The sequence below is a fragment of the Paraburkholderia sp. BR10872 genome, from assembly GCF_040965835.1.
Taxonomy (GTDB): Bacteria; Pseudomonadota; Gammaproteobacteria; order Burkholderiales; family Burkholderiaceae; genus Paraburkholderia; species Paraburkholderia nodosa_A.
The window spans coordinates 60,035-86,691 of the sequence record NZ_JBFRCN010000032.1 but is presented as its reverse complement, the minus strand read 5'-3'; the positions used below and the strand labels follow the sequence as shown (position 1 = coordinate 86,691).

Genomic DNA, 26,657 nt, shown 5'->3' with positions numbered 1-26,657 from the left:
ATTCCGGATACATGGCGCATTTCGACGTATTCAACGGCGACGCAGACGGCATCTGCGCGCTGCATCAACTGCGGCTCGCAAGGCCGCGCGAGGCGACGCTCATCACCGGCGCGAAGCGCGACATCGCACTCGTCGAGCGCGTGCCCGCCAAGCCGGGCGACTCGCTAACGGTTCTCGACATTTCGTTCGATGTGAATCGCAAGGCGCTCACCGCGCTACTTGCGAAAGACGTCGTGATCGAATATTTCGATCATCACCACGCGGGCGACCTGCCTGTGAACAGGAATCTCGTCGCGCATATCGACACGACGGCGCAGGTCTGCACGAGCGTGCTCGTGGACCGCCATCTCGCCGGCCGCTACCGGCCGTGGGCGATCGCGGCGGCCTGGGGCGACAACCTGCCCGACACGGCGCAGGCGCTTGCCCAGCAGGCCGGGCTCGATGTCGGGCAGGCCGTGCAGCTGCGCGAGCTTGGCGAGTCGATCAACTACAACGCTTACGGCGACTGCGTCGAAGATCTCATGATCGCGCCGCTCGATCTGTACGCGGCGCTGAAGCCTTATGCCGATCCGTTCGATTTCATCGCCTCGGAGCCCATCGTCGGACAGCTCGCCCGTTGCCGTCACGGCGATCTCGAATTGGCCCAGGCCATCGCGCCGCTCGTCGCGCTCCAGTACGGCAGCGTTTGCGTGTTGCCCGACGAGCCGTGGGCGCGCCGCGTGCGCGGCGTGTTCGCCAACGTGCTCGCGAACGAGGAGCCCTCGCGCGCGCACGCGGTGCTGAGCGTGAACGCGGACGGCAACTATGCGGTGAGCGTGCGCGCGCCGCTCACGGAACCGCGCGGCGCGGATGAACTCTGCCGCGCGTTCCCCGGCGGAAACGGCCGGGTCGGCGCGGCGGGCATCGATTGTCTCGAATCGAACCGGCTCGACGCCTTCGTCACCGCGTTCGCGCGCGTGTTCGGGCGCACGAAGCCGGCTTCGGCCTGAGCGGCGCAAGGCGCAACTAAGCCGTGTCACCTGAGCCCTGCGCGGCGCGCGCCGCCGGCCAGCGCCAGTCGCGGATTTCGGGCATGTCGTCGCCGTACTCGTCCACGTAGCGGCGGTGCGCGGCCAGCTTGTCATGCAGGGTCTGGCGCAGATGCGCCGCGCGTTGCGCGAGGCCGTCCACGCGGTCGATCACGGCTTCGCACAGGTGGTAGCGGTCGAGCCGGTTGAGCACCGTCATGTCGAATGGCGTGGTCGTCGTGCCTTCCTCGATGAAGCCGTGCACGTGAATGTTCGCGTGATTGGCGCGCCGGTACGTGAGCTTGTGGATCAGCGTCGGATAGCTATGGTGCGCGAAGATCACGGGCTTGTCGGTCGTGAACAGCGCGTTGAAATCGGCGTCGGGCAGACCGTGCGGGTGACGGTCGGCGGGTTGGAGTGTCATCAGGTCCACCACGTTCACCACGCGGATCTTCAGGTCGGGCAGGCAGGTGCGCAGCAGATCCACGGCGGCTAGCGTCTCCATGGTCGGCACGTCGCCGGCGCAGGCCATCACGACGTCGGGCTCGCCGTCGTCGTCGTTGCTTGCCCATTGCCAGATGCCAATGCCGTCCGCGCAGTGGCGAATGGCTGCGTCCATGTCGAGCCATTGCGCCTGCGGCTGCTTGCCCGCCACGATGATATTGATACGGTTCCAGGTGCGCAGCACATGGTCCGTCACGGCGAGCAGCGTATTGGCGTCGGGCGGCAGATACACGCGCACCGTGTCCGCCTTCTTGTTCACCGCATAATCGATGAAGCCCGGGTCCTGATGGCTGAATCCGTTATGGTCCTGGCGCCACACGTGCGAGGTGAGCAGATAGTTGAGCGAGGGCAGTGGCCGCCGCCACGGAATCTCGCGGATCACCTGCAGCCACTTCGCATGCTGGTTGAACATCGAATCGATGATGTGGATGAACGCCTCGTAGCACGACATGAAACCGTGGCGGCCCGTGAGCAGATAGCCTTCCAGCCAGCCCTGGCAGGTGTGCTCGGAGAGGATTTCCATCACGCGGCCGTTGGTGGCGAGCTGGACGTCGTCGGGCGTGACCTCCGCGAGCCAGGTGCGCGACGTCACGTCAAATACATCGCCCCAGCGGTTCGACGCAGTTTCGTCGGGCCCGAAGATGCGGAAGTTGCGCGTGGCGTCGTTCACGCGCATCACTTCGCGCAGGAACGCGCCCATCACGCGCGTGGCTTCGGCGTCCACCTGGCCCGGTGCGGGCACAGCCACGGCGTGGTGCTCGAAGGGTGGCACGCGCAGTTCGCGCACGCGGCCGCCGCCGTTCGAACGCGGGTTCGCGCTCATGCGCTTTTCGCCTTGCGGCGCGAGCGCGGCGATGTCGGGCACGAGGCGGCCTTGCGCGTCGAACAGTTCCTCGGGCTTGTAGCTGCGCATCCAGCCTTCCAGCAGCGCGAGGTGCCCCGGCTTCGAAATGTTGGCGAGCGGCACCTGGTGCGAGCGCCACGAGCCTTCGGTTTTCTGGCCATCCACGGTCTTCGGGCCCGTCCAGCCTTTGGGCGTGCGCATGACGATCATCGGCCAGCGCGGGCGCACATAGCCGGACGGCAGGTTGCCGTGTTCGTCCGCGAGTTCGCGCGCAGTCTTCTGGATGCGGGCGATTTCGTCGAATGCCGTGTCGAGCGCGGCGGCCATCAAGCGATGCGCCACGTCCGGTTCCTCGGCCTCCACGAAGATCGGCTCGTGGCCATAACCCTTCATCAGCGAGGCGAGTTCGTCGTCGCCTATGCGCGCGAGCACGGTCGGTCCCGCGATCTTGTAGCCGTTCAGATGGAGGATGGGCAGCACCGCGCCGTCGGTGGCGGGATTGAGAAACTTGTTCGAGTGCCAGGCGGTGGCGAGCGGGCCCGTTTCGGCTTCGCCGTCGCCCACCACGCAGGCGACGACCAGATCCGGGTTGTCGAACACCGCGCCGTAGGCGTGCGAGAGCGCGTAGCCGAGTTCGCCGCCTTCGTGGATCGATCCCGGCGTTTGCGGCGCGACATGGCTCGGAATGCCGCCCGGAAAGCTGAACTGCTTGAAGAGCACGGCCATGCCTTCGACATCCAGCGGCACGTTCGGCCAGGTCTCGCTGTAGGTGCCTTCGAGCCAGGTGTTCGCGACGACGGCGGGGCCGCCGTGGCCCGGCCCCGCGAGAAACAGCACGTCGAGATCGCGCGCGTTGATGATGCGATTCAGGTGCGTGTAGAGGAAGTTCAGGCCCGGCGTCGTGCCCCAGTGGCCGAGCAGGCGCGGCTTCACGTGCGCGAGTTGCAGCGGCTCGCGCAAGAGCGGATTGGCGAGCAGATAGATCTGGCCAACCGAGAGGTAGTTGGCCGCGCGCCACCAGGCGTCCATGCGGCGCAGCAGGTCGTCGGAGAGCGGCGGGTAGGCAGGGGTGTCGGTGGCGTTCATGCGGGGCTCCGGTTGCGCGGCGGCGGAAGGCGGACCGAGGCGGACTGCGTGCGCGGCGCGGCGGCGTGCGTGGCGCGAGCCGGTGGCCCGCACGGCGGACGGACTCCGCGCGCCAGGCCGGGCTGCGGCCCTCGTGGTCCTGTGGGATTCGTCGTATGGTGCCACGATCGCGCGGCGCGCCACGCGTGGATGTCCTGTGGCGGCGAGTCGCATCGGGGTAGCTGCGCCGCAGCGCGCAATGCACGACAGCGCGCGGTCCGATTGCATAACATGGTTTTATGGTGATCGATGCGGCGCGTCTGCCGCGTTCTGGCGAGGAGGATAGCGATGCGGGCGATGCTGTTCGACGGCGAGAATCCGCGGCTGCGCGAAGCCGATCTACCCGACCCGGCACCGGGCGCGGGCGAACTGCTGATCGACGTGCGTGCGTGCGGCGTATGCCGCACCGACCTGCACGTCGTGGACGGCGATCTCGCTCACCCGAAAAGACCGCTCATTCCCGGTCACGAGATCGTCGGCACGGTCGCGGCGCTCGGGGCCGGCGTGACGGGTTTCGCGCCCGGCGACCGCGTGGGCGTGCCGTGGCTCGGCCATACCTGCGGCCATTGCCGTTTCTGCGCCGACGGGCGCGAGAACCTCTGCGACGCACCCGGCTTCACGGGCTACACGATCGACGGCGGCTACGCCACGCGCACCGTCGCCGACGCCCGCTATTGCTTTCATCTGCCGCGCCAGTACAGCGACCTCGAGGCCGCGCCGCTCCTCTGCGCGGGACTCATCGGCTATCGCTCGCTCGCGATGGCGGGCGATGCACGGCGCATCGGCATCTACGGCTTCGGCGCGGCGGCGCATATCGTCGCGCAGGTCGCGCGCCACCAGGGGCGCACCGTCTACGCGTTCACGCGTCCGGGCGATGTCGCGGCGCAGCAGTTCGCGCGGCGCCTCGGAGCGACGTGGGCCGGCGGCAGCGACGAGCGCGCGCCCGAGGAACTCGACGCGGCACTGCTGTTCGCACCGGTCGGCGCGCTCGTGCCCGCTGCGCTGCGGGCGCTGACGAAGGGCGGCACGGTCGTGTGCGGCGGCATCCACATGAGCGACATTCCCTCGTTTCCTTACGCATGGCTGTGGGAAGAGCGGCGCATCGTTTCGGTGGCGAATCTCACGCGCGAGGACGGTGCGACGTTCATGGCGATCGCTGCGCGGCACAAGCTCGAAATCGAAATCACGCCGTACCCGCTCGCGCGCGCGAACGAGGCGCTGGCCGATTTGCGCGAGGGACGGCTCACGGGCGCGGCGGTGTTGACGATGCGCTGAGCCGGTCAGGTGGATCACGATGGTGACGCAGTAGAGACAACGGGTCGCACTGGCCGGGGCGCGCATCCGTACCTGAATGCGCTACAACGATCTTTATCTAGATAGCGCGCGCCGGGAGCCGGTGCGCAACATGGGCGACGCCCGGGAGGTCCATGATGTACAAGCAGATTCTGGTAGCGGTCGATGGCAGCCGCAGCGGCCGGCGCGCGCTCGAGGAGGCCGTGAAGGTCGCAAAAGCGACTGGCGCCGCCGTTCAGGCGCTGTATGTCGTGCGGCATCCGGCGCGGCTCGTGGACGTCAGTACGGGCTTCGCCGAGGAACAGGCGCGCCACTCGGCGGAAAACGACGCGGCAACGGCGGCGCTCGAAGAGGCGAAACTGGTGTTCGCGCAGGCTCAGGTGCCGGGCTCCACGCGCGCGGCCGACGCAAGCGGCGAGGAGATCGCCGCAGTGATCTCGCGCATCGCCGCCGAGGACGGCGCGGACCTCGTCGTGATGGGTACGCGTGGCTTGTCGGGCATGAAGCGCCTGTTGCTCGGCAGCGTGGCCGAGTCGTTCCTGCGCATGGCGGACCGGCCGGTGATGCTGGTGCGCGACGAAGAGGTGCCGGCCAACTGACCGGTGTGCCCGGTTCCACCGGCCGGTTCGGGTCGAGGGCGCGATCGGCCGGGCAGCGTTCCCGCCCTTACAGTCCGTCGCGAAATACCCGCGATGACAAGCCTGGTGTTGACTCGCTGCGCATCAGGTATCTCGAAATGTGACGTCGATCAAGCGACAAATCGCCCATTCGTCGCGCGGGACGCCGTCTTCCTGCCTATGATGTTGGCTTGAGTCGGCCGTCTTGCGAACATACGGCACTCCGAAGCATCCCGTTCCCCATCGTCGCGCGTGAAGCGCTTTCATTTCGCTCGCCGCAGCCCGCGTCCCGTCGCGGTCCACCGCGGTCTCTTTGGCAGCAAACGCATCCGGCCGCGCCGGGCGAAAGCTACATAAGGAGGAGATTGACCATGGCAACCGCTTCCCATCCTTCATTCGACGCCGCCTCGCCCGGCAACGCGATGGGCGTCTCATTCGACACGTACCGTGCCAACACGTCGGCCGCGTTGCGCCTGCTCGTCGGGCAGCAGCAATGGCGCGAGCAGTTGCTGAAGCTGGAGCAGCGCCGCATCGCGCGCGACCGCGAGGCGGTCGAGGGCCTGCTCGAATCGCTGAGCACCGCGCGCGACTGGACCGATTTCGCGGTCGCCACGCAATCGGTCTGGCGCGACTATCTCGGCGCGAGCACCATGCTCTGGCAAGAGGGCGTCGCGGCGGCGATGCAGAGCGCGAGCACGTGGTCCGACAGTGCGCGCGACTTCACGCAGCAGTGGCAGGAGGCCTGTGCGGGCGCGCAAGCCAGCGCAGCCAAGGTGCCGGGTGCGCTGCCGATGCGCGAGTGGATGAACGCCTTCGAGCGCGCAATGAGCAGTGCCGCCAATGGTGCAGTGCATCCGGGCAAGGCGGCGGGCGCAGGCCGTGCGCAGGGCGCCAGCGCGGGCGGAGGCCAGCATGGCCACTAAGCGCGTTGCTTTCGTCACGGGCGGCATGGGCGGACTCGGCGAGGCGATCAGCCGGCGCCTGCACGATGCGGGCATGACCGTCGCCGTCTCTTGCTCGGCGGCGAACACGCGCGCCGATGCCTGGATTGCCGCCGAACGCGCGGCGGGCCGTGAATTCGGCTGCCACCAGATGAACGTCGCCGACTACGAGGCCTGCGAGCGCGCGGCGCAGCAAGCGCTCGACGATCTCGGCCAGGTGGACGTGCTCATCAACAATGCGGGCATTACGTGCGACCGCAGCTTCGTGAAGATGTCGAAATCCGATTGGGACTCCGTGCTGCGCACCGATCTCGACGCGCTCTTCAACGTGACGAAGCCGTTCCTGCCCGGCATGATCGAGCGCGGCTTCGGGCGCATCATCAATATCGGCTCGGTCAACGGCTCGCGCGGCGCTTTCGGGCAGACCAACTATTCGGCGGCGAAAGCGGGCATGCATGGCTTCACGAAGGCGCTCGCACTGGAAGTGGCGAAGAAAGGCGTGACGGTGAACACCGTGTCGCCGGGCTACCTCGCCACGCAAATGGTGGAAGCCGTACCGAAAGATGTGCTGGATGCGCGCATCCTCCCGCAGATTCCAGTAGGCCGTCTCGGGCAACCGAACGAGGTCGCGGCACTCGTGGCATTCCTCTGTTCGGACGATGCGGCGTTCATCACCGGCGCCGATATCGCGATCAACGGCGGCATGCACATGCAATGACGCGCCGCGCGGCGACACAAAAATTTCGCGCGCGGCAAAAAACGGGTCTTGCAAACGCGCGAGGCGCCTTCATGTTGGAACGGTAAGCGGCGGCGACCGCGCCGCGCGAGCGGCGCGCTTCGTTGCAGGCGATTCCCGGACGTCGGCCGCAGAGGTGTCATGCGCCTGTGCGAGTTGATGGGGGAACTTAGGAATCCGACGCAACGCCGTCGTTGTGTGGACACGAAAAACGTTCTGCCCATGGAGGCATCAATGAGCACTATCTCGCGTTACGATCCGTTTTCGATGGAAGGTGTGCCCGATCTGTTTCACGGGCTGTTCCGGCCGTTGCGTGCTACGAGCGGCGCGGAAGGGCAAGCGGCCAGTATCCGGATCGACGTGACGGAAGACGAGGCCGGTTTCACGGTGAAGGCTGAAATGCCCGGCGTCGACCGGAAAGACATCGACGTGAAGATCGATGGCAATCTCGTTTCGATTGCCGCGAAAGTCGAGCGCGGCAGCGAACTGAAGGAAGGTGAGCGCGTGGTGCGTCGCGAGCGTTATGCGGGCAGCGTGAGCCGCGCGTTCACGCTCGCCGCGGAAATCGACGATGCAAAGGCGGCCGCGCAATACAAGGATGGCGTGCTGACGCTGACGCTACCGAAGCGGGCCGCAAGCGCCAGTAAGCGCCTCGAAATCAACTAAGGGCGAGAGGCTGTAAGCGGGCGGCGCGCAGACTGCATATCGTGCAGCTGCGCGCCGCTTTCTTGCTTCAGACACCGGCGCGTAACACAGCGAAACATGGCTGTAGCGAAACTGTACGATTGACTCGCTATGCTGGGGTGACTCAAGCCCACGGCCCTTCGGTCGATTGCTTTTTCGGGCATGTGGCTGGAATCGGCGCTTGCGCCTCGACTCCGGCCAACAACTGGAGAGACCTGATGCTCAGTCACCACGAACTAGCGACCCTGCTGCTGATCCGTGATGCGGACGCGCCGATTCAAATGATCGATTCCGATTTCCTTGCGCTGCAGCGCTATCGTCTCGTCGAAATGGACGAGGCGGGCGGCGACCCCACGCTGCGCCTCACCACCCGCGGTCGCGAACTGCTGCGGCGACTCACCCACGACGAGGGCGGCGAGCCCACTATTTGAGCGGCCGCCGCGAGCCGCTCTTGCGTAGCAAGGCGTGTCAAGAGCGTTTCATCGAGCGCTACGCCCGTTACAACCGTGTAATACGTCGCGGAACGCTCTGGGATACAGTGCTGGCTTTTGATTCCCACCACGCTGTTTTCATACGCAAGAGCCGAGTCATGAACGCCGTTACCAAGCCCGCTGTCCGCCTGTTTGCCCTGATTTCCTGCGCCGCGCTTTTCGCGCCGCTCGCTGCTGTCGCCCAACCGTATCACCACGAGGTGTGTCACGTCGAGCACGTCCACCATCACGCTGAGCGCGTCTGTCATCACGTGCGCTGATATTGCACCGCTTGCAAAGCTGAATGCAGGAAGACGCCGCGCTTTTTGTGCGGCGTTTCTTTTTTATTCATGTAATTAGGATGGCAAAATAAATAGCACAAATTTGTGCTACGTCATGTCGTAATTAATTGAAAGAGTGGGTTTGCACAAAAAATGTCGCGTCGCGGTATGCTCCGCGTTCCGTTGCATACGTTTTCCTTGCAGCGAGTCACGTTATCCCAACCGCAAGGCCAAACGCACGCAATGAAAAACATCACGTCGCTAGCCGCAGCCGGTGTTGTCGGCAGCGCGCTCGCCTTGGCTTCGGGGTCAGTTTGCGCGCAGGAATTCACGCTCTACACAGGGCCGCTCAAAAGCGGCGCCGATCATACCTATTCGTGGCAAATGGATTACACGGAGGGTTTCGGCCAGTATTTTGCCGGCAGCATTGCCTGGCTCAACGAAGGCCATATTCCGGATCATCACCGCGACGGCCAGGCCATCCAGGCGTGGGCGCGTTTGCCGCTCGCGCAGCGCCGCTTCGTATTCGCACTGGGTGTCGGGCCGTATCGCTATTTCGATACCGAGGCCGCGTCACAGGGTCAGGGCTGGTCCGATACGCACGGCTGGGGCGTGCTCTACAGTGCGCGCGCCACGTGGTACTCCACGCATCGCTGGACAGCGAACCTGCAGCTCAACCGCGTGCAAGTGTCGCGCGGGCCATCGACGACATCGCTCATGCTGGGCGTGGGCTATCAGCTCGACGCGCCCGGCACGCCAGGGCCGCGCGATTTCGCGCTGCCGCGCACGCAGAAAGTGACGAACAACGAGATCACGCTGATGGCGGGCGAGACGATCCTCAACAGCCTCGAATCGCAGACATCTGCGGCCGAGGCAATCGAGTACCGGCGCGGCATTAGTTCCTTTCTCGACGCCACAGTGGGATATCTGCACGAGGGCAATGGCATCTCGGCGCGGCGCGATGGCGCGACGGCGCAAATCTGGCTCACGCGCGCGTTCTTCGACGAGCGTCTCACGCTCGGGTTCGGCGCTGGCCTCTACGCGGCGATCCATCACGGCGAGCATCCCGACGAGCGTGATACCGGCGACGGGATTCTCTCGGGGCTCGTCTCCGTTTCGGCTTCCTATCGCTTGACGCAGCACTGGGCGGCGCGCGTCACCTGGAACCGCGTGGTCACGCGCTATAGCCGCGATACGGACGTGATCCTGGGCGGTATCGGCTACCGGTTCTGAGCGATGGTGAAGTAGCCAGCGCGGGCACGCCTTGCGTCGGCATGGACTTTTGCCCGCTAGTCGCGACGTTAGCTACCCTGAGGCGGACGGCCACCGCCGCCGCCAGGTCCGCCACCGCCTCCCGGTCCGCCACCACCACCGCCGCCACCAGTCCCGCCACCACCGCCACCTCCCTGCGGTCGATTATTCCCGCCGCCGGACGGCCGCCCACCGCCTTGCCCCTGAGGCCGGCCGCCGCCCTGGCCGGGCGGACGGGCATTCCCTTGACCAGGCGGACGGGCATTTCCTTGTCCCGGCGGCCGCGCGTGCCCTTGTCCGGGCGGCCGCGCGTTGTTATTGCCGGGGCCCGCGCCGGGTGGCCGGTTTCCCTGTCCCGCGTTGTTGTTGGGCGGCCGATTCCCGCCGCCCTGGTTGGGCGGCCGTGTGCCGCCCGGCGGACGACCGACGGGCGGACGCGGCCGCACGGGCGGCGGCGGCAGAGGTCGTGGCCCTGGATGGCGCGCCCAGCGCGATTGATTGGAGTACCACGGCCGGTCGCGGTAGTGCATGCCCCAGTACGCGCCGAGCGAGAACGTCACGATAGGCAGACCGATGCGCGGGCCATAGTTCATCACCGGCACGCGTTGTCCTTGCCACGGATAGCTGATGAAGGTGCCGTAGACCCAGCCTCGCAGGCCCGGAAAACCGATGTCGCACCAGCTAAAGCCCGCGATGCAGCCCCATACCGTCACTGCCACGCCACCCGGAATCTGCGCGACGATAGGAAAGTCGGCTGCGGGTCCTGCGTAGATGTTGACGGTCTGATTCGTGAATGCCTGCGACTGGGCGTGCGCGGGCGGAGTAGCCACGAATAAGCCGGCTAGCGCGGCGAGCACGACACCGAGAAACTGCTTGCGCATTGCTGCCTCCCGCTGGGTGGAATCACCCGGACATTTATTGAGATAGCAACCATAACGGTAGCAGATAAGGCTTTTAGGGCGCGCCGAGGCATGTAACGGCTTATTTCGTGCGGGTGCGCGCGCACCGGTCAGGCGCAGCGTTCAGCACGCATCCGGACAATTGCCGGCGTGGCGCACGCAGTATGCCGCGCTGTGCAAAAATCGCGGCCTCGGTTCGCAAAGAAGAAAACAGGCGGCCGATTCCGTATCAGCAGACGAGGAGCAGACCCACCGTGATTCAGCGTATTTCCCACTTCTTTACCGGCGTAGTGCATCGGATCCTGCCGGACCCGCTCATCTTCGCCATTCTCCTCACCGTCGTGACCTTCGTGCTGGCGTTCGCGCTCACGCCGCAGCCGCCTGAAGCGCTCGTCTTGATGTGGGGTTCGGGCTTCTGGAACCTGCTCGCGTTCGCGATGCAGATGGTCCTGATTCTCGTCACCGGCCACGCGCTTGCCAGCTCCGGCCCGGTCAAGCGCATGCTGGTCGCGCTGGCGAGTTGCGCGCGCACGCCGGGCCAGGGCGTGATGCTGGTGGCATTCGTGGGCGCAATTGCCTGCGCGATCAACTGGGGCTTCGGGCTCGTGCTCGGCGCGATGTTCTCGCGCGAAGTGGCCCGGCGAGTGCGCGGCGCGGATTATCGGTTGCTCGTTGCCGCCGCGTACATGGGCTTTCTCACGTGGCACGGCGGCCTTTCCGGCTCGGTGCCGCTCGTCGCGGCCACGAAGGGCAATCCGATGGAAAAGGCCGTCGGCCTGATCCCGGTCTCGCAGACCATCTTCACGGGCTATAACGCGTTCATCACGATCGGACTGATCGTGCTGCTGCCGATTCTCGTGCGTCTCATGATGCCGAAGCCCGAAGATGTCGTCTCGGTCGACCCCGCGCTGCTCGAAGACCCGCCGAGCGTCGAGCGCAAGCTCGGCCCGGATGCGACTTTCGCCGAGCGCATCGAGGAAAGCCGCGCGCTCGCGCTGCTGATGGCGGCACTGTGCTTCGTGTTCCTCGGCTTCCGCTTTCACACGAAGGGCTTTGCGCTCGACATCGACACCGTGAACCTCGTGTTTCTCGCGGCGGGCCTCGTGCTGCACAAAACGCCGATGGCCTACGCGCGCGCCGTGGCCGGCGCCGCAAAGGGCGCCTCGGGCATCATGATCCAGTTCCCGTTCTACGCGGGCATTCAGGCGCTCATGGACCACTCGGGTCTCGCGGGCGTCATTACGAAGTGGTTCGTCGATATCGCGAACGTGCACACGTTTCCGCTGCTCGTGTTTCTCAGCTCGGCGGTGATCAACTTCGCGGTGCCTTCGGGCGGCGGCCACTGGGTCGTGCAGGGGCCGTTCGTGATGCCGGCGGCGCAGGCGCTGGGCGCGGACCTCGGCAAGTCGGCGATGGCGATCGCTTACGGCGAGGCATGGACCAACATGGCGCAGCCGTTCTGGGCGCTGCCCGCGCTCGCGATCGCCGGCCTCGGCGTGCGTGACATCATGGGTTACTGCGTGACCACGTTGCTGTTCTCGGGCGTCGTATTCGTCGCGGGGATGTATCTCTTCTGAGCGTGAAACGGGCTGGGCGCGAGCACCGTCCGGTCATTTGTGCTTCACGTGCTTCGCCAGATAGTCGCGCAGCACGATTGCGTGATTGCGCTGCGTATCGTGGGAGCCATAGAGCAGGGTGATGTGCCCGTTCCCGGCCGCTTCGGCGAGCGGCCGCCAGGCGTCCGGATTGGCGTTCAGCTCGGCCAGATAGCGCTTCCTGAATTCGGTCCACTGCTCCGGGTCCTTGTGGAACCATTGGCGCAGTTCGGTGCTCGGCGCCACCTCCTTGAGCCACTCCACGTTCGCGAGCTTTTCCTTGCTCAGGCCGCGCGGCCACAGCCGATCCACCAGATAGCAGTGGTGTCCCTGCTCGGGCAGCGGTTCGTAGACACGCTGGATATCGATTGCCGGGTTCGTCATCGTCGGCTCCTTTTTAGTGGTGTGCGCGTGGCGGCCTTCAGGTGCCAGCAATGCTTTTACGCGCGCCTGCAGCGCGGGCAGGACGTCGAGTTCGAACCACGGGTGGCGCTTGAACCACGCCTGATTGCGTGGCGACGGATGCGGCAGCGGCACGAAATTGGGTGCATAGTCGCGCCAGGCCGCCACCGTCTCGGTGAGCGAGCCGCGGCGCTCGCTGCCGAGAAAATAGCGCTGGGCATACTGGCCGACGAGCAGGGTCAGGCGCACGCCGCGCAACTGCTCGATGAGCCGCGCGTGCCACAGTGGGGCGCATTCCGGGCGCGGCGGGTTGTCTCCGCCGCCGCCGCGGCCGGGGTAACAAAAGCCCATCGGCACGAGCGCGACCTGGGCGGCGTCGTAGAACGTTTCGCTGTCGATGCCGAGCCACGCGCGCAGCCGTTTACCGCTCGCGTCGTCCCACGGCACGCCCGAGGCGTGGACCTTCGCGCCCGGCGCCTGGCCGACGATCAGCAGGCTTGCCGTATCGCTTGCCTGCAGCACAGGGCGCGGCCCGAGCGGCAGCGCGTCGGCGCAGGCATGGCAGGCGCGGATTTCAGCGAGCAGCGCGGGAAGCGGGCCCGATAGCGAATCCGGCCCGCGAAGCGGATGGGCATTCGACACGGCAAGGCAGGAAGGCGTGGCGGGAGATCCAGTCTACCAAACGCCCTGGTGCGCCGCTGCGACCGGCCCGCCGCGCGCTGATCGCAGCGCGACTCCAGCGCGTTCGAGCCAGATTGCGCGCTGCGTCATTCTCGTGCGGCCATTTGCGCTTTTCCTGTAATCTCGCCCGTGGTCTGTCTGGAACGGAGCCGCAATGCCTGCCGAAGCCGAGACGTCAACCCGCACGACCCGCACCGAGCCCTTGCTCGTCGATCTCGCACTGCAAGGCGGCGGCTCCCATGGCGCATACACATGGGGTGTGCTGGACCGCCTGCTCGAAGAGTCGTGGCTGCAGATCGAAGGCATTTCGGGCACCTCGGCGGGCGCGATGAACGCCGCCGTGCTCGCGAGCGGCCATGCGTTGGGCGGCGCGGCCGGCGCGCGCGAGGCGCTCGAACGCTTCTGGCGCCGCGTGGCCGACGCCGCGCGCTTCAGCCCGTTCCGGCGCGGCCCCGTCGACATCCTGCTCGGGCGCTGGACGCTCGATCATTCACCCGTGTTCGTCGCGCTCGACATGATGGCGCGCGTCGTCTCTCCGTATGACCTGAATCCGGGGCGCGTGAACCCGTTGCGCACGATCCTCGCCGACACCATCGACTTCGACGCGTTGCGCCGCTCGCGCATCAAGCTCTTCGTCACGGCCACGCGCGTTTCCAACGGGCAGGCGCGCGTGTTCCGCAATGCCGATGTCACGCCCGACGCGCTGCTCGCCTCGGCCTGTCTGCCTACGCTCTTTCAGGCCGTCGAGATAGACGGTGAGGCCTACTGGGACGGCGGTTATGCGGGCAATCCGACGATTACGCCGCTGATTCGCGAGACCGATTCGATCGACACGATCCTCGTGCAGGTGAACCCCGTGGAACGCGCGGGCACGCCGCGCTCGGCGCGCGACATCATCAACCGCGTGAACGAGATCGCGTTCAACTCGCCGCTAATCAAGGAGCTGCGCATGATGGCGCTGCTGCACAAGGTCGCCGACGCAGGCAGCGAGGAGGGCCGCCGCTGGGCGCATATGCGCCTGCATCGCGTGCATAGCGCGAAGCTCGTCACGCTGGGCGCGTCGTCGAAGCTCAACGCAGAGTGGTCGTTCATCACGATGCTGCGCGACGAAGGCCGCCACACCGCCGATGAATTCCTGGCGCAACACGGTGCGCAGCTCGGCGTGGCATCCACGTTCAATTTCGAAGCGCTGCTCGAAGGGGTGCTGCAATGAGCGCGGGCACGCTCGTTATCGGCCTCGGGGGCATGCTCGCGAGTCTCGCGCTGCTGATCTGGCTCGCGTATCGCGGCTGGAGCGTGCTGCTGCTCGCGCCGCTGTGCGCCATGCTGGCCGCGCTCATTTCCGGCGAGCCGGTGCTCGCGCATTGGACGCAAACATTCATGTCGAGCACGGGCCGATTTCTCGCCCAGTTCTTTCCGCTCTTCCTGCTCGGCTCGCTGTTCGGCAAGCTGATGGAAGACAGCGGCTCGGTGGACGCCGTGGCGCGCCTCATGATCGACAAGTTAGGCACGCGTCACGCACTCGTGGCCGTGGTGCTGGGCGGCGCGCTCGTCACCTATGGCGGCGTGAGCCTGTTCGTCGCGTTCTTCGTGCTCGCCCCCATGGCGCAGGCGCTGTTTCGCTCTGCCGATATCCCGCGCCGCCTGATGCCCGCTGCGATCATGCTCGGCACGGCGACCTTCACGATGTCGGCGCTGCCCGGCACGCCCGCGCTGCAAAACGCCATTCCGATGCCGTTCTTCGGCACGACGCCGTTCGCGGCGCCGGGCCTTGGCGTGATCGCGAGCCTCGTGATGGCGGGCTTCGGCCTCTGGTGGCTCGGGCGCGCGGCGGCGGCGGCGCGGCGCAACGGCGAGGGCTTTGTCGAGCCCGTCAACGGCGGCGCCGATGACGAAGAGCGCGGCAAGTCCTCGCTCGTGCGCGAGCGCGCGAGTCTCGCCCAAGCCTTCGATCCCGCCGAGATCGGCGGCGCGGCTGTACCGGACCATGCGGGGCCGCCGTCGCCCTTCGTCGCGCTCGCGCCGCTCGTGGTCGTCGTGGCGATGAACTTCGTGATGAACGTCGTGGTGTTCCCGCGCATCGACGCGTCGTATCTCGCCGAACCGCGCTGGGGTTCGACCACGCTTTCGGCGGTGGCGGGCGTGTGGGGTGTCTCGGTTGCGCTCGCACTCGGCATCATCGTGCTGGTGGCGCTCAATCGCGGGCGGCTCGGCGCGCTACGCGAGAGCGTCGATGCGGGCGCCAACGCGTCGGTGTTGCCGGTGCTGAGCGTGGGCAGCCTCGTGGGCTACGGCGCCGTGATTGCCGCATTGCCCGCGTTCGAGGCCGTGCGCGACTGGGTGCTCGGCATCGGCGGCGGCCCGCTCGTCTCGCTCGCCGTGGCCACGAACCTGCTCGCCGGGCTCACGGGCTCGGCCTCGGGCGGGTTGACCATCGCGCTCGACGCGCTCGGTGGCACCTACATGGAGCTCGCTGCCCAGCATGGCATCGATCCCGCTTTGCTGCACCGCGTCGCCGTGATGTCGTCGGGCACGCTCGACAGCCTGCCGCACAACGGCGCCGTCGTCACGCTGCTGGCCGTGTGCGGCTCGACGCATCGCGAAAGCTACCGCGACCTCGTGGTGGTGAGCATCGTCGGTGCGCTGATCGCGCTCGCCGTCGTGATCGTGCTCGGTTCGCTGTTCGGCAGTTTCTGACTGGCGTTCCTGCGCGAAACACGCCGCGGGGCAGCGATCCGCCAACGCGCGTAGACTCTCGCGAAGCGGCGGCCCTTCGCAAGGAGGCTTCATGAAATTGCTTGCTGTCCACCCGAGCGGACTGATGTACACGCGCGTATTCCTGCGGCTCGAGCCGCTGGGTCTCGAATCCGTAGCCGGTACGGCGCGCGATGCGGGCCATGACGTGCGCCTGCTCGATCTGCAGGTCGAGACACACCGTGACCTCATGCGCATGGTGCGTGACTGGCAGCCCGAGGCGCTCTGCTTCTCGGGCAACTATCTGGCCAACATTCCCGAGATCATCGATCTCTCGAAGGCCGTGAAGGCCGCGCTTCCCTCGTGTTTCGTCTTCGTCGGGGGCCACAGCGTGTCGTTCACCGCACACGATCTGCTGCGCCATGCCGAAGGCGCGATCGATTGCGTGCTGCGCGGCGAGGGTGAAGCTTCGGTGAACGAACTGCTCGCAGCAGTGTCACGCCGCACCGACCTGCTCGCGGTGCCCGGCGTCCTCACGAGCCACGGATCGGGTCCGCCGCCAGGCTTCGTCGAGAATCTCGATCCGGTGCGGCCCGCGCGCGACCTGCTACGCCATCGCCGCAAGTATTTCATCGGTACGCTCGATCCTTGCGCCTCCATCGAGTTCGCGCGTGGCTGCCCGTGGGACTGCACGTTCTGCAGCGCATGGACGTTCTACGGACGCAGCTACCGCACGCGCAGCCCCGAAGTCGTCGTGGACGAACTGGCGGCGTTGCGCGAGCCGGGCGTATTCATCGTCGACGACGTGGCGTTCGTGCATGCCGAACACGGCATGGCGATCGGCGAGGCGATCAAGCGGCGCGGCATCGACAAGCGCTACTACCTGGAAACGCGTGGCGACGTGCTTCTGCGCAACAAGGACGTGTTCCGTCTGTGGCAGTCCATTGGCCTGAAGTACATGTTCCTCGGTCTGGAGGCGATCGACGAGGCGGGGCTCAAGGCGTTTCGCAAACGGATCAGCCTTGACAAGAATTTCGAGGCGCTCGAATTCGCGCGTTCGTTGGGGATTACCGTCGCGATCAACCTGATTGCCGATCCGGACTGGGACCGCGAACGCTTCGAGACGATCCGCCAGTGGTGCCTGGAGATTCCCGAGATCGTCAATATCAGCGTGAATACGCCATATCCGGGCACGGAGAACTGGCAGCGCGAGGCGCGGCGCCTCACGAGCCTCGACTATCGCCTTTATGACATCCAGCACGCCGTCGTGCCGACGCAGCTTCCGCTGCCCGAGTTCTACGCGGAACTCGTGAGCACGCAGCAGGTGCTCAATCGCAAGCACATGGGCTGGACCGCGCTGCGCGGCGCGGCGGGGCAGGCCACGCATCTGCTATTGCACGGCCAGACCAATTTCGTGCGCATGCTGTGGCGTTTCAACTCGGTGTTCGATCCGCGCCTGCAAATGGCCGACCACGCGCGCGAAGTCCACTACGAGATGACGCCGCCCCCCGGCACGAGCGGCGCGCCGCAGGTCGATATGAAGACCGTCTACATTCACGGCCCCTCCGGCCGCAAGGGCCGCAAGATCGACGACGCCACGGAGAAGTTCGTCGACGAGACACGCATGGGTCTAGGCTGATTGTTCGGCCGGCGCCGTCTTGACGCACACCGGTTGCGCGCGCGTCCTGCCGTCGAGGTTCGACGCGCGCGGCGCCGAATAGCCCGCTGAGCACAACGTCGGCCGTCTCTGCGATGCGAAGCCTGCGCTGAAGTCGTTTTACGAAACGCTCGATCCATGCAACTGCTTCAATCCCGGCATCGGCCATACATCGAAGTTCGCGCGATATCATGAGCCGCAGGCGCAGCGCGAACCGCAGGCGCATTAAACAAAAAGACGGCGGCGGTATCGAACCGTCGCCGTAAAGGGCACGTACCCTCGCGCTGCGCAGCGCGCTTCCTCCGTATCAGCTCTTCGTCGTCGTTGCCATCCAGCCGTTCTGCATGCTGATCTGCGTGATTTCCTTCGCAATCGAGCGGGCCAGCTTGCCGGCATCCGACGAGAGCGTGTCGCGCTTCGCCTCCGAGGCGCCGTGCAGACCGCCGCCCACCACCGCGGCCGTCGCCACATGGCCAGCCGCCGCGCCCACGCCCGCCGTCTCGGCCATGCCAGGCATATGGCCGCTATCCGCCTCCGTCTGGAAGCTCAGGAGCGGTTGCGGTTCTCCGCCGTTGGCGGGCTGGAACAGCACCGCGATCGTCGCGCCCACTTCGCTCTTGCCCGCGCCGAGACCAATCAGCATGCGGCGGCGGCTGCTGCCCGCGTCCATCGTGTCGATGCGGCCTTCCACGATCAACGCGTTGTGGCCAGCGGGTGCGGGACCGTCCATGCGCACGGCGGGCAGGCCCATTTTCTGAAGTTCGCTCACGAGCTGATCGGCGAGATGCTCGCGCGTTTGCAGCGCGGCCTGCTGTTGCTGCTGCGCCGACGACTCGCCGCTCGTCATCGTCTTGAGCTTGTGCAGCATGCCGGTGCTGTCGAGCTTCACCTGGTCGGCGGCGGCGTCGAACGTATAGACGTAGACGACGTCGGCGTGCAGTTGCGGGAGCGGGCCGTTCGTCTGCACGACCGGCGCGGCCGACGCGCAGCCGCTCGCGAACAGCGCGCCGGCGAGGAACGTGGTGCCCGCGATGCGCTTGGCCTTGTTGACGAGGAAGTTGATGATCGTTTGCATGTCGATGTCCTTTTACCTGAAAGAGTGTCTCGTTTCTGCCGATACTCGCAATTTATTCAGGATGGCGAACTATCGACCAGGGTGCTTCGGCGTCTGGGCTTCGGTTTGTTCTGCTCCGTTGCTCAGGCTCAGGCGCAAGTATGGGGGGAAGGGCGCACGAAATCCACGCGCAAATTATGTCGAGTCATGTCATGGGCGCACGGCCGGCGGCGCGCCGTTCCGACTCGACGAGGGACGGTTCAGCGGCAGGCGCACGACGGCTTCGAGGCCGCCGCCTTCGCGGTCGCGGAAGGTGAGCGAGCCGCCGTGCAGCCGCGCGATCCGCTCGACGATGGCAAGCCCGAGGCCCGATCCGCCCGAATGAGTACGGGCGTTCGCGCCGCGGCTGAAGGGCGATTTGAGGCGCTCCAGCTCCTCGGCGCGGATGCCGTTGCCACGGTCGGCAACGATCACGCAGGCGGTGTCGTCGTCGCGCCACGTGCGAATCGTCAGACCTGTGCGGCCATAGTTCACGGCGTTCTGCATGAGATTCATCAGCAGACGCATAACCGCGATGGGCCGGAACGCGAAAACCGGCAATTCACCCTCGTCGAAATCGAATTCATGCCCGAGCCCCGCGAAGTCGGCAACGAGTTGGCCTGCGAGCGCGTTGAGGTCGCCTGGTTGCGGCGCTTCGCGCTCGCCGCTGCCTGCGTAGTCCATGAACTGCTGGAGGATCGTGTCGATCTGGTCCAGATAGCTCTCGGACGAGGCCACGAGCGCATCGTTGCTGCCGCGCGGCAGGGCCATCGCGATCGCGAGGCGCAGTTTCGTGAGTGGCGTGCGGATGTCGTGCGAGACGCCGGCCAGCATCAGCGCGCGCGTGGCCTCAGCCTGCTTCAGCGCTTCGGTCATCTGGTTGAAGGCGCGGCTCACCTGGGCGATTTCGGTCGGGCCGTTGGTCGGCAGTGGCGGCGGCGTTTCGCCTGCGCTCACGCGCCGCGCCGCGCGCGCGAGTTTGCGCAGCGGGCGGTTGATGTGGCGCTGCAACAGGTAGCCGGTGAGCGCGGCGAGCAGCGCGAGCGCGGCGGAGAGGATCAACGCCGTAGTGATGCCGCTCGCTCGCGCGTCGGCGGTCACCGGCAGGGCGATCCAGACCGGTTCGCCCGCTGCGTGAAGGCGGATCCACAGGCGCTCCTGCGCGGCTTCGCCAGCCTCGGCGGGTGCGATCTCGTCGTGACTCGCGTCCCAGCGCACCAGCAACTCGGGTGGCAGATGGCTTTGCAGCGCTTCGACGAACACGTCGCGCTGCCAGGTGCGGAAAAAGTCGACGAGACTCGGCTGCGCCTCGCTCGACGCTTGTGGCGGCGCCGCACGGCGCGCATCGAACCGCGCGGCCGCCGCGCGCCCTTCGTCGGGTGGCATGGACGCGAGCGTGGTGTCGAGCAGCTTGACGTAATCGGCGAAGATGATCGAGGCGCGTTCGATGCGTGGGCGCTGCACGAAGTGCAGCAGGACGACGAGCGAGCAGATCTGCGAGAGCGCGACGAGCGCCACCAGCAGCGCGATGTTGCGCGAGAGCAGCGAGCGCGGCAGCCGCAAGCGCATTACGATTCGACGCCGGCCACCAGCATGTAGCCGATGCCCCAGACGGTCTTGATGAAGCGCGGCTTGGCGGGATCGTCCTCGACGATCTGGCGCAGGCGCAGGATCTGCACGTCCACGCTGCGGTCGAGCGCGCTGTGGTCGCGTCCGCGCGCGCGGGCGAGCAGGTTCTCGCGGCTCACAGCGCGATTCGGCGACGAGCCGAGCGCGTGAAGCAGCAGCATCTGCGCCGAGTGGACTTCGATGGGCGTGCCGTCGCGGTAGAGCGTTTGTTTGCCAACGTCGAACTGAAAGTCGCCGAAGCGCAGCATTTGCGAGGTGACCGTGGGCTCGCCCGAGGCCATCTTCTGGCGACGCAACAGGGCGCGAATGCGCGCGACCAGTTCGTCTGGGAGAAACGGCTTGGCGAGATAGTCGTCGGCGCCGGTTTCGAGGCCGATCACCTTGTCGGCGGCATCGCCTTTCGCGGTGAGCATGAGGATCGGCAGCGTCTGGCCTTCGGCGCGCAGGCGTCGGCATACGGTGAGGCCGTCTTCGGGCTCCATCATGAGATCGAGCACCAGCAGGTCGTAGGGCTCACGCTGGAGCAGGCGGTCGAGGCGCTTGCCGTCGGCGACGGCGCGTACCTCGAAACCCTGGCTCGTGAGAAAGCGCTGCAGCATGTTGCGCAGTTCGGCTTCGTCGTCGAGCACGATGATCCTGTTTGCCTGCTCCATGTGACGCCTCCGGCGTTCATCGGGCTGCTGCGCGCGCTCGCATGAAGTCCTCGATCTGCGCGAGGGTGACGAAGCCGGCTTTTTGCGTGTCGATTTCGTCGAAGTGCTGCGCGACCTTCGGCATACCCGCCTGCGCCTGCTCGCGCGTGAGCTTGCCGTCGTGCGTCGTGTTCGCGGCGGCGAAACGCCCTTGCAGCTGCGCCATCATGCGTTCGACGCGCGCGCTGTCGCCTGAGCCGTCCGGCAAGGCCTGAGCCGATGCCGGCACGCAAACCGCTGCTGAAACGATACACAAAACGAGGGCAGCGATCATCTTCTTCATGGTGTTCTCCGTGAGGTGGCCGACGAAGCTCGCCGGCCGGTTGATCAAGCGAATGAGGCGGGCGGCTGCGGGTCATGCGAATCCACAGCCGCCGGTGATGGTTCAGGCCCAGTGAGCAGGGACCCACACGCGGCCGACCCAGTGGCCGGGAATCCACACGGCGGGGCGCGGGGCGATGTACACGGCGCGCGGCAGCGGCTGGCCCACATAGACGACCTTGGGTGCCGGCGGCGCCACGTAGACGACCTTCGGTGCGGGAGGCGCGACATAGACGGTCTTCGGTGCAGGAGTCGCGACATAAACCGTCTGCGGTGCAGGTGCAGGTGCGGGCGCGACGACGACCGTCTTGGGGGCGGGCGGCGGCGGGGCGACATACACCGTGGTGCTGGGCGGCGGCGGCGTGACGACGACCGGCGCGGGCACGGGGACCGGGGCGCCGACGACGGCGACCGTCGTGCCCGAGGTCGTTACCGTGCCGGTGGTCACGGTGCCGCCATGGACAACGGTCGTGCCGCCGCCCGTGGTCAACACGCCGGTTCCGACGCCCGTGGCGCTGCCCGAGTGGTAGACGCTGCCGCCCTGCGTGCCGGTGACGGTGCCCGCGCGATTGCACGTGTTGCCCGCGCAGCTCGTGGACGCCGAGTGCCCGTAGGTGTTGCCGTTGCCCGTCGTGACCGTGCCCGTCGACGAGTACTGGCCCGGCGCCGTGCGCGTCACGCTGCCCGCGGTGCTCGCGCTGCGGCCATCCGAGCCGTTGAGCGAGCCGGTGTGCGAGCAGGTGCCGCCCGCGCAGTTCGTATCGCCTGAATGCTGGACCGAGCGGCCGTTCGGGCCGTAGGCCATGCCGCTGTTGCTGAACTGGCCCGGCGCGGTGCGGGTGACGGAGCCGCTGTTGGTGGCGACGCCGCCCCAGGGACCGGCCACGCCGCCCGCATGCGAGCAGGTGCCGCCGCTGCAGGAACCGTAGTGCGCGCCGTTGTACGTGCCGTGCGGCGTGTATGCCGTGCCGTGGCCGGACCAGCCGGCGAAAGCGGGGGCGCTGGCGAAGCCGATAAGCGCGGCGACGACGAGGGGGAGCGTTTTCATCAGAGGTCCTTGCGGTTCGTTTCGGGAGGCACGCTGCGGCGTGTCAGCGGAACGAACTATAGGGCTGGGCCCGGCGCAAGTCGCGTCATAAACCATGTCACGGTGTTACACGTCGCGAGGCCGCTGGCGCGACCTCCCCGCGCACGCGGCGCGGCGGGCGTATCGACGTATTTCGCGCGTGTGGCGCGTGACATATCCCGACATACTTTGCGCGTGGTTTTTCCCGTTGGGCGCCACTACAGTGCCCTTCATCCGACGCAACGCCGCGACTCCTGCGTGCAACACGCGTCTTTCTTCACCGCGCAAGACGCGCTCAATGCACACGATCCATCATGCTCACTACAGGAAAACTCGCGTTCTATGTCACGCTGTTCGTCGTTGCCGTCTCGCTGATCGAGGCGTGCGTGCTCACGTTCAGGAAGCGCCGCGAAGCGGCGGGCGAGGCCGCATTCGATTGGTCTGAGGTTGGGCTTTCGCTCGCCGACCTCGCGGGCCGCAAGCTCCTCGCGTTCCTGCCGCTTTCTCTCGCCGCGCCGATCCTGGATTTCGCGTGGGAGCATCGGCTCTTCACACTGAATATCGACACGGTTGCGCTCGTGCTGCTGGTCTTCATCGGTCAGGAGTTCTGCTATTACTGGTATCACCGCGCTTCGCACCGCATCCGCTTCTTCTGGGCCACGCATGCCGTGCACCATTCGCCGAACCAGTTGACGCTTTCGTCTGCCTACCGGCTGGGCTGGACCGGCAAGCTGACCGGCCCGGCCATGTTCTTCGGTCCGCTCGTGTGGCTCGGCGTGCGGCCCGAAGTCGTGCTCGCCATCCTCTCGCTCAACCTGCTCTATCAGTTCTGGCTGCACAACACGTGGATTCCGAAACTCGGCTGGCTCGAGTACGTGTTCAACACGCCGTCCAACCACCGCGTGCACCACGCTTCGAACGTCGACTATCTCGATGCCAACTATGGCGGAGTCCTGATCATTTTCGACCGCCTGTTCGGTACCTACGTGCCGGAACGTGCCGAAGAGCCTTGCCGCTACGGGCTCGTGACGCCCGTGCGCTCGCGCAATCCGTTCGTCGTCGAACTGGAACACTGGGAGACGCTCGCACGCGACGTCGTGATGGCGAAGGACATCTGGACTGCCGTGCGCTATGTTTTCCTGCCGCCGGGCTGGCGCGCGGACGGCGGCGGCGACACCACGGAGAACCTGCGCAAGCAGCACGCGCTCGCCACGGTACGCGCGGAGGTTTCACGCGGACGCCCGCGCGCCGGTTGATGGAAGGCCGCGGCTCGCGTAACGTGGCGCCAGCGGCGCCCGCATCGATCGCGGGCCGCATCGAATTCAGGTTAGCAAAGGAATAAGAGCATGGAAAATGGTTTGAACGGCAAAGTGGTCGCGGTGACGGGCGGCTTCGGCAGCCTGGGTCTGGCGACGGCGCAATTGCTGGCCGAACGCGGCGCCCGCGTGGCGCTGATCGGCCGCGGCGCGGCCCCCGAAGTGGCGGCGCTGCCCGCCGCGCTCGCGAACGCGCTGCGCATGGGCGGCGTCGATCTCGTCGACGCGAAGTCGGCCCAGACTGCCTTCGGCGCATTGCAGGAGAGACTCGGCGGGCTCGACGCGGTCGTCAACGTGGCGGGCGCGTTCCGGTGGGAGACTATCGGCGACGGCGACGCGCGCACGTGGGATTTGATGTTCGATTTGAACGTGAAGACGGCGCTCAATGCCTCGAAGGCCGCGCTGCCTCATCTCGTGAAGAGCGGCGCGGGGCGTGTGGTCAACATCGGCGCAGGCGCGGGACTCAAGGCGGGGCCCGGCATGGGCGCGTATTCGGCGTCGAAGGCGGGCGTGGCGCGTTTGACGGAAGCGCTCGCGGAAGAGCTGAAGGACAAGGGTGTGACGGTGAACGCGATCTTGCCGAGCATCATCGACACGCCGCAAAACCGCGCCGACATGCCGGACGCCGATTTCACGCGCTGGCTGCAGCCGCGCGAGATCGCTACGGTGATCGCGTTCTTGCTGAGCGAGGACGCGCAGGCGATTACGGGAGCGCTGATTCCGGTGAACGGGCGCGTATAAGCGCGGCGCCGCGCTGACACGCACGGTATACGGACCGCTTCAACAGAGTGGTCCCGCTGTGGTCGCGCTGTGACGGGTTAGTGGCCGTGGCCGCCGCCGGCCCCCCTGCCACCGCCGCCGCCTTGCCACGTGCCGCCACCGCCTCCATGCCAGCCGCCGCCGTGTCCACCGCCACCGTGCCAGCCGCCGCCATGGCCACCGCCGTGCCAGCCGTGGTGATAGCAGCATCCGCCGCCACCGCCCCAAATTGCGATGCCGCCATAGCCGCCGCCGAAATAGCCGGGGTAGTAGTCGTAACCGTAGGCGTACGGATAGCCCGAGTCGTACGGGTAGCCGTAGTCATAGCCGTAGTACCCGGGGTAACCGGGATAGGGCGCGACCGCGCAGCCCGCAAGCACCGCGGCCGCGCCGAGCGCTGAAATTCGCCGCAACACGATAATCTCCGCATATCTACGTTTGAAACCATTTGGCGCAGCCAGGTTCAGACGTATTTGTGTCCGCAGATTACCGCAGGGCCGCCGCTGCCGCCGACGCCGGCACGACGGCAGCTTCTAGGCGCGTCGGAAGGCTGCGCGGTCGAACAGCCAGACCGCCACGAGCGTCGCGCCCATCAGCGGAAACACGATGCCGAGCAGCACGAGACCGGTCTTCCAGGCGCGCAGCGGGGGCGCGGCGCGCTCGCGTGAGGGCGCCGCCAACATCGATGCGCCCTTCGCGCGGGCGGGGCGGCGTAGCCACCACATCACGAAGCCCGTCACCGCGAGCGCGCCGAGGCCCAGCGAAATCGCCGCGCAGATCAACTGGTTGGCGAGGCCAAAGTAGCGGCCCATGTGCAGCGATGTGCCATATGTAATGGCCTTCGAAACTGCGCCGTAATCGTCATAGCGAATGTCCTTGAGCACGGCGCCGCTGTATTGGTCGATATACACGGTGCGTTCCGCTTTCGGATCGGGCGGAAAATACGAGACCGTGTAGACGCCATCGGGCGTGGCGGGCAGCACGATGTCGTAACCGTCGCGCAAGCCGAGATCGCGCATCTGGGCGACGACCTGGGCGAGCGTCCAGTGTCGCGATGCGCCGGACGCGTCGGGCGAGTGCGGCACGGGAGCCGCGCCGACGGCCCAGGGCACGAGCGGCAGCGGCATGTCGTCCATCACCATGCCTGGCATCGACGCCATATCGTGCCCCGCGTGCTCTCCGCTGTGTTCTTGTCGATCGGCGTGGCTTGCGGGAGGATTCGCCGCTGCGCCGCTAGCTGCTGCTGCCGGCGCACCCGGCAAGGCCGACTTCAGCGCGAGACCGCCGCCCCACGCGCCGCGCGGCGCGCCGAGGCTCGCGCGCGTGGCGAGCGCCTTGAACTGCTTGCCCCACGAGCCGGTCCACGGCAAGCCGCTCAACACGAACGCGAGCGCGCCCACGGCGAGCCAGATGCCGACGCTCGCGTGCACGCTCTTCCAGAACGGCCGCCCGCGCGCGGCGAAGCGAGGCAGCAGCGCGGCGCGCCACGACGCACCCGCGCGCGGCCACCAGAGCGCAATGCCGGTGGCGATCATCACCAGCGTCCAGCAGGCGGCCAGTTCCATCAGCAGCTCGCCGGGCTTGCCGAGCAAGAGCTTGCGATGCAGCATGCGGTCGACCTGCATGAAGCGGCGATCGACGTCGAGCGTGCCGAGCACCGCGCCATCATAGGGATTCACGTAGACGCTCTCTTTGGTCCCGCCGGGCAGCGCGAAAACGAATTCGGCGCTGCGTGCGGGATTCGACTCGACGTGCGCGCGCAGCGCCCGCGCGTCGGGCGGCAGCGCGGCTCGCGCGCGGGCCAGCAGCGTATCCACGGGCAGGCGCGGTGTCGCCGCCGGCGCGACCACCAGCCGATGCGGGTAAAGCAGCGGTTCGATCTGCGGCTGGAAACAGTAGATCGTGCCCGTAATGGCGAGCACGAGCAGCAAGGGCATGACGAAGAGGCCGGCGTAAAAATGCCAGCGCCACAGCGTGCGGTAGCCGGACTGCGCCGCGTGGGCAGGCGGTGCGCTGACCGGGTCGGATATCGTGGACATCGGGGACTCCCTGTCGAGCCGGCACGGCTCGAATGCATGGATGATTCAAACGAAAACGAGC

25 protein-coding genes and 2 pseudogenes are annotated in these 26,657 nt (G+C 66.8%); 16 read left to right on the top strand and 11 right to left on the bottom strand.

Features of this window, described 5'->3' with window-relative positions; all coding sequences use genetic code 11:
• Positions 1-11: 11 nt before the first annotated feature.
• The gene (locus AB4Y43_RS23830; protein WP_368728929.1) at positions 12-989 is read left to right on the top strand and encodes an acetyltransferase; all 978 of its coding nucleotides are present in this window, start codon (positions 12-14) and stop codon (positions 987-989) included.
• A gap of 16 nt (positions 990-1,005) precedes the next feature.
• Here AB4Y43_RS23830 and AB4Y43_RS23825 read toward each other — a convergent pair whose 3' ends face one another.
• Entirely contained in the window at positions 1,006-3,441 is a 2,436-nt protein-coding gene (locus tag AB4Y43_RS23825; protein WP_069261960.1) for a phosphoketolase, read from the bottom strand.
• 327 nt (positions 3,442-3,768) lie between these two features.
• Between AB4Y43_RS23825 and AB4Y43_RS23820 the strand changes: the two genes are divergently transcribed.
• The 8 genes from AB4Y43_RS23820 to AB4Y43_RS23785 all read left to right on the top strand — a co-directional run bounded on the left by AB4Y43_RS23820 (position 3,769) and on the right by AB4Y43_RS23785 (position 9,735).
• Positions 3,769-4,755 (top strand): zinc-dependent alcohol dehydrogenase family protein, encoded by a 987-nt coding sequence (locus AB4Y43_RS23820; protein ID WP_368728928.1) that lies wholly within the window; start codon positions 3,769-3,771, stop codon positions 4,753-4,755.
• A gap of 155 nt (positions 4,756-4,910) precedes the next feature.
• Complete coding sequence (locus AB4Y43_RS23815) at positions 4,911-5,372, top strand: universal stress protein (RefSeq protein WP_368728927.1); 462 nt, start codon at positions 4,911-4,913, stop codon at positions 5,370-5,372.
• Between the two features lie 389 nt (positions 5,373-5,761).
• On the top strand, positions 5,762-6,313 hold the full coding sequence (locus AB4Y43_RS23810) for a hypothetical protein (protein ID WP_368728926.1): 552 nt from the start codon (positions 5,762-5,764) through the stop codon (positions 6,311-6,313).
• Positions 6,303-7,049 (top strand): acetoacetyl-CoA reductase, encoded by a 747-nt coding sequence (gene phbB, locus AB4Y43_RS23805; protein WP_368617932.1) that lies wholly within the window; start codon positions 6,303-6,305, stop codon positions 7,047-7,049. Before AB4Y43_RS23810 ends, phbB begins: the two co-directional genes overlap by 11 nt.
• A gap of 252 nt (positions 7,050-7,301) precedes the next feature.
• Positions 7,302-7,733, top strand: coding sequence for an Hsp20/alpha crystallin family protein (locus tag AB4Y43_RS23800; RefSeq protein ID WP_368684187.1), 432 nt, complete (start codon positions 7,302-7,304; stop codon positions 7,731-7,733).
• A gap of 236 nt (positions 7,734-7,969) precedes the next feature.
• Entirely contained in the window at positions 7,970-8,182 is a 213-nt protein-coding gene (locus AB4Y43_RS23795) for a hypothetical protein (RefSeq protein WP_069261954.1), read from the top strand.
• 158 nt (positions 8,183-8,340) lie between these two features.
• The gene (locus tag AB4Y43_RS23790; protein WP_176732820.1) at positions 8,341-8,502 is read left to right on the top strand and encodes a hypothetical protein; all 162 of its coding nucleotides are present in this window, start codon (positions 8,341-8,343) and stop codon (positions 8,500-8,502) included.
• 243 nt (positions 8,503-8,745) lie between these two features.
• Positions 8,746-9,735: a hypothetical protein gene (locus tag AB4Y43_RS23785; protein WP_368728925.1), complete on the top strand. Its 990-nt coding sequence runs from the start codon at positions 8,746-8,748 to the stop codon at positions 9,733-9,735.
• A 68-nt stretch (positions 9,736-9,803) separates the two neighbouring features.
• On the opposite strand, the gene AB4Y43_RS23780 is transcribed toward AB4Y43_RS23785, so the two are convergent.
• Complete coding sequence (locus AB4Y43_RS23780) at positions 9,804-10,634, bottom strand: SH3 domain-containing protein (RefSeq protein WP_368728924.1); 831 nt, start codon at positions 10,632-10,634, stop codon at positions 9,804-9,806.
• 272 nt (positions 10,635-10,906) lie between these two features.
• On the opposite strand from AB4Y43_RS23780, the gene AB4Y43_RS23775 reads away from it, so the two are divergent.
• Positions 10,907-12,229, top strand: a complete 1,323-nt coding sequence (locus AB4Y43_RS23775) for a TIGR00366 family protein (RefSeq protein WP_368728923.1) — start codon at positions 10,907-10,909, stop codon at positions 12,227-12,229.
• A gap of 33 nt (positions 12,230-12,262) precedes the next feature.
• Here the strand turns inward: AB4Y43_RS23775 and AB4Y43_RS23770 are convergent, their stop codons facing one another.
• Complete coding sequence (locus AB4Y43_RS23770; protein ID WP_368728938.1) at positions 12,263-12,631, bottom strand: DUF488 domain-containing protein; 369 nt, start codon at positions 12,629-12,631, stop codon at positions 12,263-12,265.
• A gap of 42 nt (positions 12,632-12,673) precedes the next feature.
• Positions 12,674-13,291, bottom strand: a pseudogene (locus AB4Y43_RS23765) (uracil-DNA glycosylase family protein); the annotation flags it as partial.
• A gap of 193 nt (positions 13,292-13,484) precedes the next feature.
• Between AB4Y43_RS23765 and AB4Y43_RS23760 the strand changes: the two are divergent.
• The 4 genes and pseudogenes from AB4Y43_RS23760 to AB4Y43_RS23745 form a co-directional block, all read left to right on the top strand.
• The gene (locus AB4Y43_RS23760) at positions 13,485-14,543 is read left to right on the top strand and encodes a patatin-like phospholipase family protein (protein ID WP_368684192.1); all 1,059 of its coding nucleotides are present in this window, start codon (positions 13,485-13,487) and stop codon (positions 14,541-14,543) included.
• Positions 14,540-16,027: a GntP family permease gene (locus AB4Y43_RS23755; protein WP_368728922.1), complete on the top strand. Its 1,488-nt coding sequence runs from the start codon at positions 14,540-14,542 to the stop codon at positions 16,025-16,027. The genes AB4Y43_RS23760 and AB4Y43_RS23755 overlap by 4 nt, the downstream gene beginning before the upstream one ends.
• A gap of 91 nt (positions 16,028-16,118) precedes the next feature.
• Positions 16,119-17,663 carry a hopanoid C-3 methylase HpnR gene (gene hpnR, locus AB4Y43_RS23750; protein WP_368728921.1) on the top strand — a complete coding sequence of 515 codons (1,545 nt, stop codon included), beginning with the start codon at positions 16,119-16,121 and terminating at the stop codon, positions 17,661-17,663.
• Between the two features lie 61 nt (positions 17,664-17,724).
• Positions 17,725-17,910, top strand: a pseudogene (locus AB4Y43_RS23745) (hypothetical protein); the annotation flags it as partial.
• 78 nt (positions 17,911-17,988) lie between these two features.
• On the opposite strand, the gene AB4Y43_RS23740 reads toward AB4Y43_RS23745, so the two are convergent.
• The 5 genes from AB4Y43_RS23740 to AB4Y43_RS23720 form a co-directional block, all read right to left on the bottom strand.
• Positions 17,989-18,756: a DUF4410 domain-containing protein gene (locus tag AB4Y43_RS23740; protein WP_368728920.1), complete on the bottom strand. Its 768-nt coding sequence runs from the start codon at positions 18,754-18,756 to the stop codon at positions 17,989-17,991.
• A 189-nt stretch (positions 18,757-18,945) separates the two neighbouring features.
• Positions 18,946-20,343, bottom strand: coding sequence for an ATP-binding protein (locus tag AB4Y43_RS23735; RefSeq protein ID WP_368728919.1), 1,398 nt, complete (start codon positions 20,341-20,343; stop codon positions 18,946-18,948).
• A complete protein-coding gene (locus tag AB4Y43_RS23730; protein WP_342946085.1) occupies positions 20,343-21,056 on the bottom strand; it encodes a response regulator in 714 nt (237 codons plus the stop codon). The genes AB4Y43_RS23735 and AB4Y43_RS23730 overlap by 1 nt, the downstream gene beginning before the upstream one ends.
• Before the next feature lie 16 nt (positions 21,057-21,072).
• Positions 21,073-21,378: a hypothetical protein gene (locus tag AB4Y43_RS23725; RefSeq protein ID WP_069262388.1), complete on the bottom strand. Its 306-nt coding sequence runs from the start codon at positions 21,376-21,378 to the stop codon at positions 21,073-21,075.
• A 102-nt stretch (positions 21,379-21,480) separates the two neighbouring features.
• Positions 21,481-22,464, bottom strand: coding sequence for a hypothetical protein (locus AB4Y43_RS23720; RefSeq protein ID WP_368728918.1), 984 nt, complete (start codon positions 22,462-22,464; stop codon positions 21,481-21,483).
• A gap of 332 nt (positions 22,465-22,796) precedes the next feature.
• Here AB4Y43_RS23720 and AB4Y43_RS23715 point away from each other — a divergent pair, with 332 nt between their 5' ends.
• Positions 22,797-23,738 carry a sterol desaturase family protein gene (locus AB4Y43_RS23715; protein ID WP_342946087.1) on the top strand — a complete coding sequence of 314 codons (942 nt, stop codon included), beginning with the start codon at positions 22,797-22,799 and terminating at the stop codon, positions 23,736-23,738.
• A 90-nt stretch (positions 23,739-23,828) separates the two neighbouring features.
• The gene (locus tag AB4Y43_RS23710; protein ID WP_368728917.1) at positions 23,829-24,539 is read left to right on the top strand and encodes an SDR family NAD(P)-dependent oxidoreductase; all 711 of its coding nucleotides are present in this window, start codon (positions 23,829-23,831) and stop codon (positions 24,537-24,539) included.
• Between the two features lie 77 nt (positions 24,540-24,616).
• Here AB4Y43_RS23710 and AB4Y43_RS23705 read toward each other — a convergent pair whose 3' ends face one another.
• Together AB4Y43_RS23705 and AB4Y43_RS23700 are read right to left on the bottom strand one after the other, a co-directional pair.
• Positions 24,617-24,973: a hypothetical protein gene (locus AB4Y43_RS23705; RefSeq protein WP_368606860.1), complete on the bottom strand. Its 357-nt coding sequence runs from the start codon at positions 24,971-24,973 to the stop codon at positions 24,617-24,619.
• 117 nt (positions 24,974-25,090) lie between these two features.
• Positions 25,091-26,596 (bottom strand): PepSY-associated TM helix domain-containing protein, encoded by a 1,506-nt coding sequence (locus AB4Y43_RS23700; RefSeq protein WP_368728916.1) that lies wholly within the window; start codon positions 26,594-26,596, stop codon positions 25,091-25,093.
• Positions 26,597-26,657: the final 61 nt, after the last annotated feature.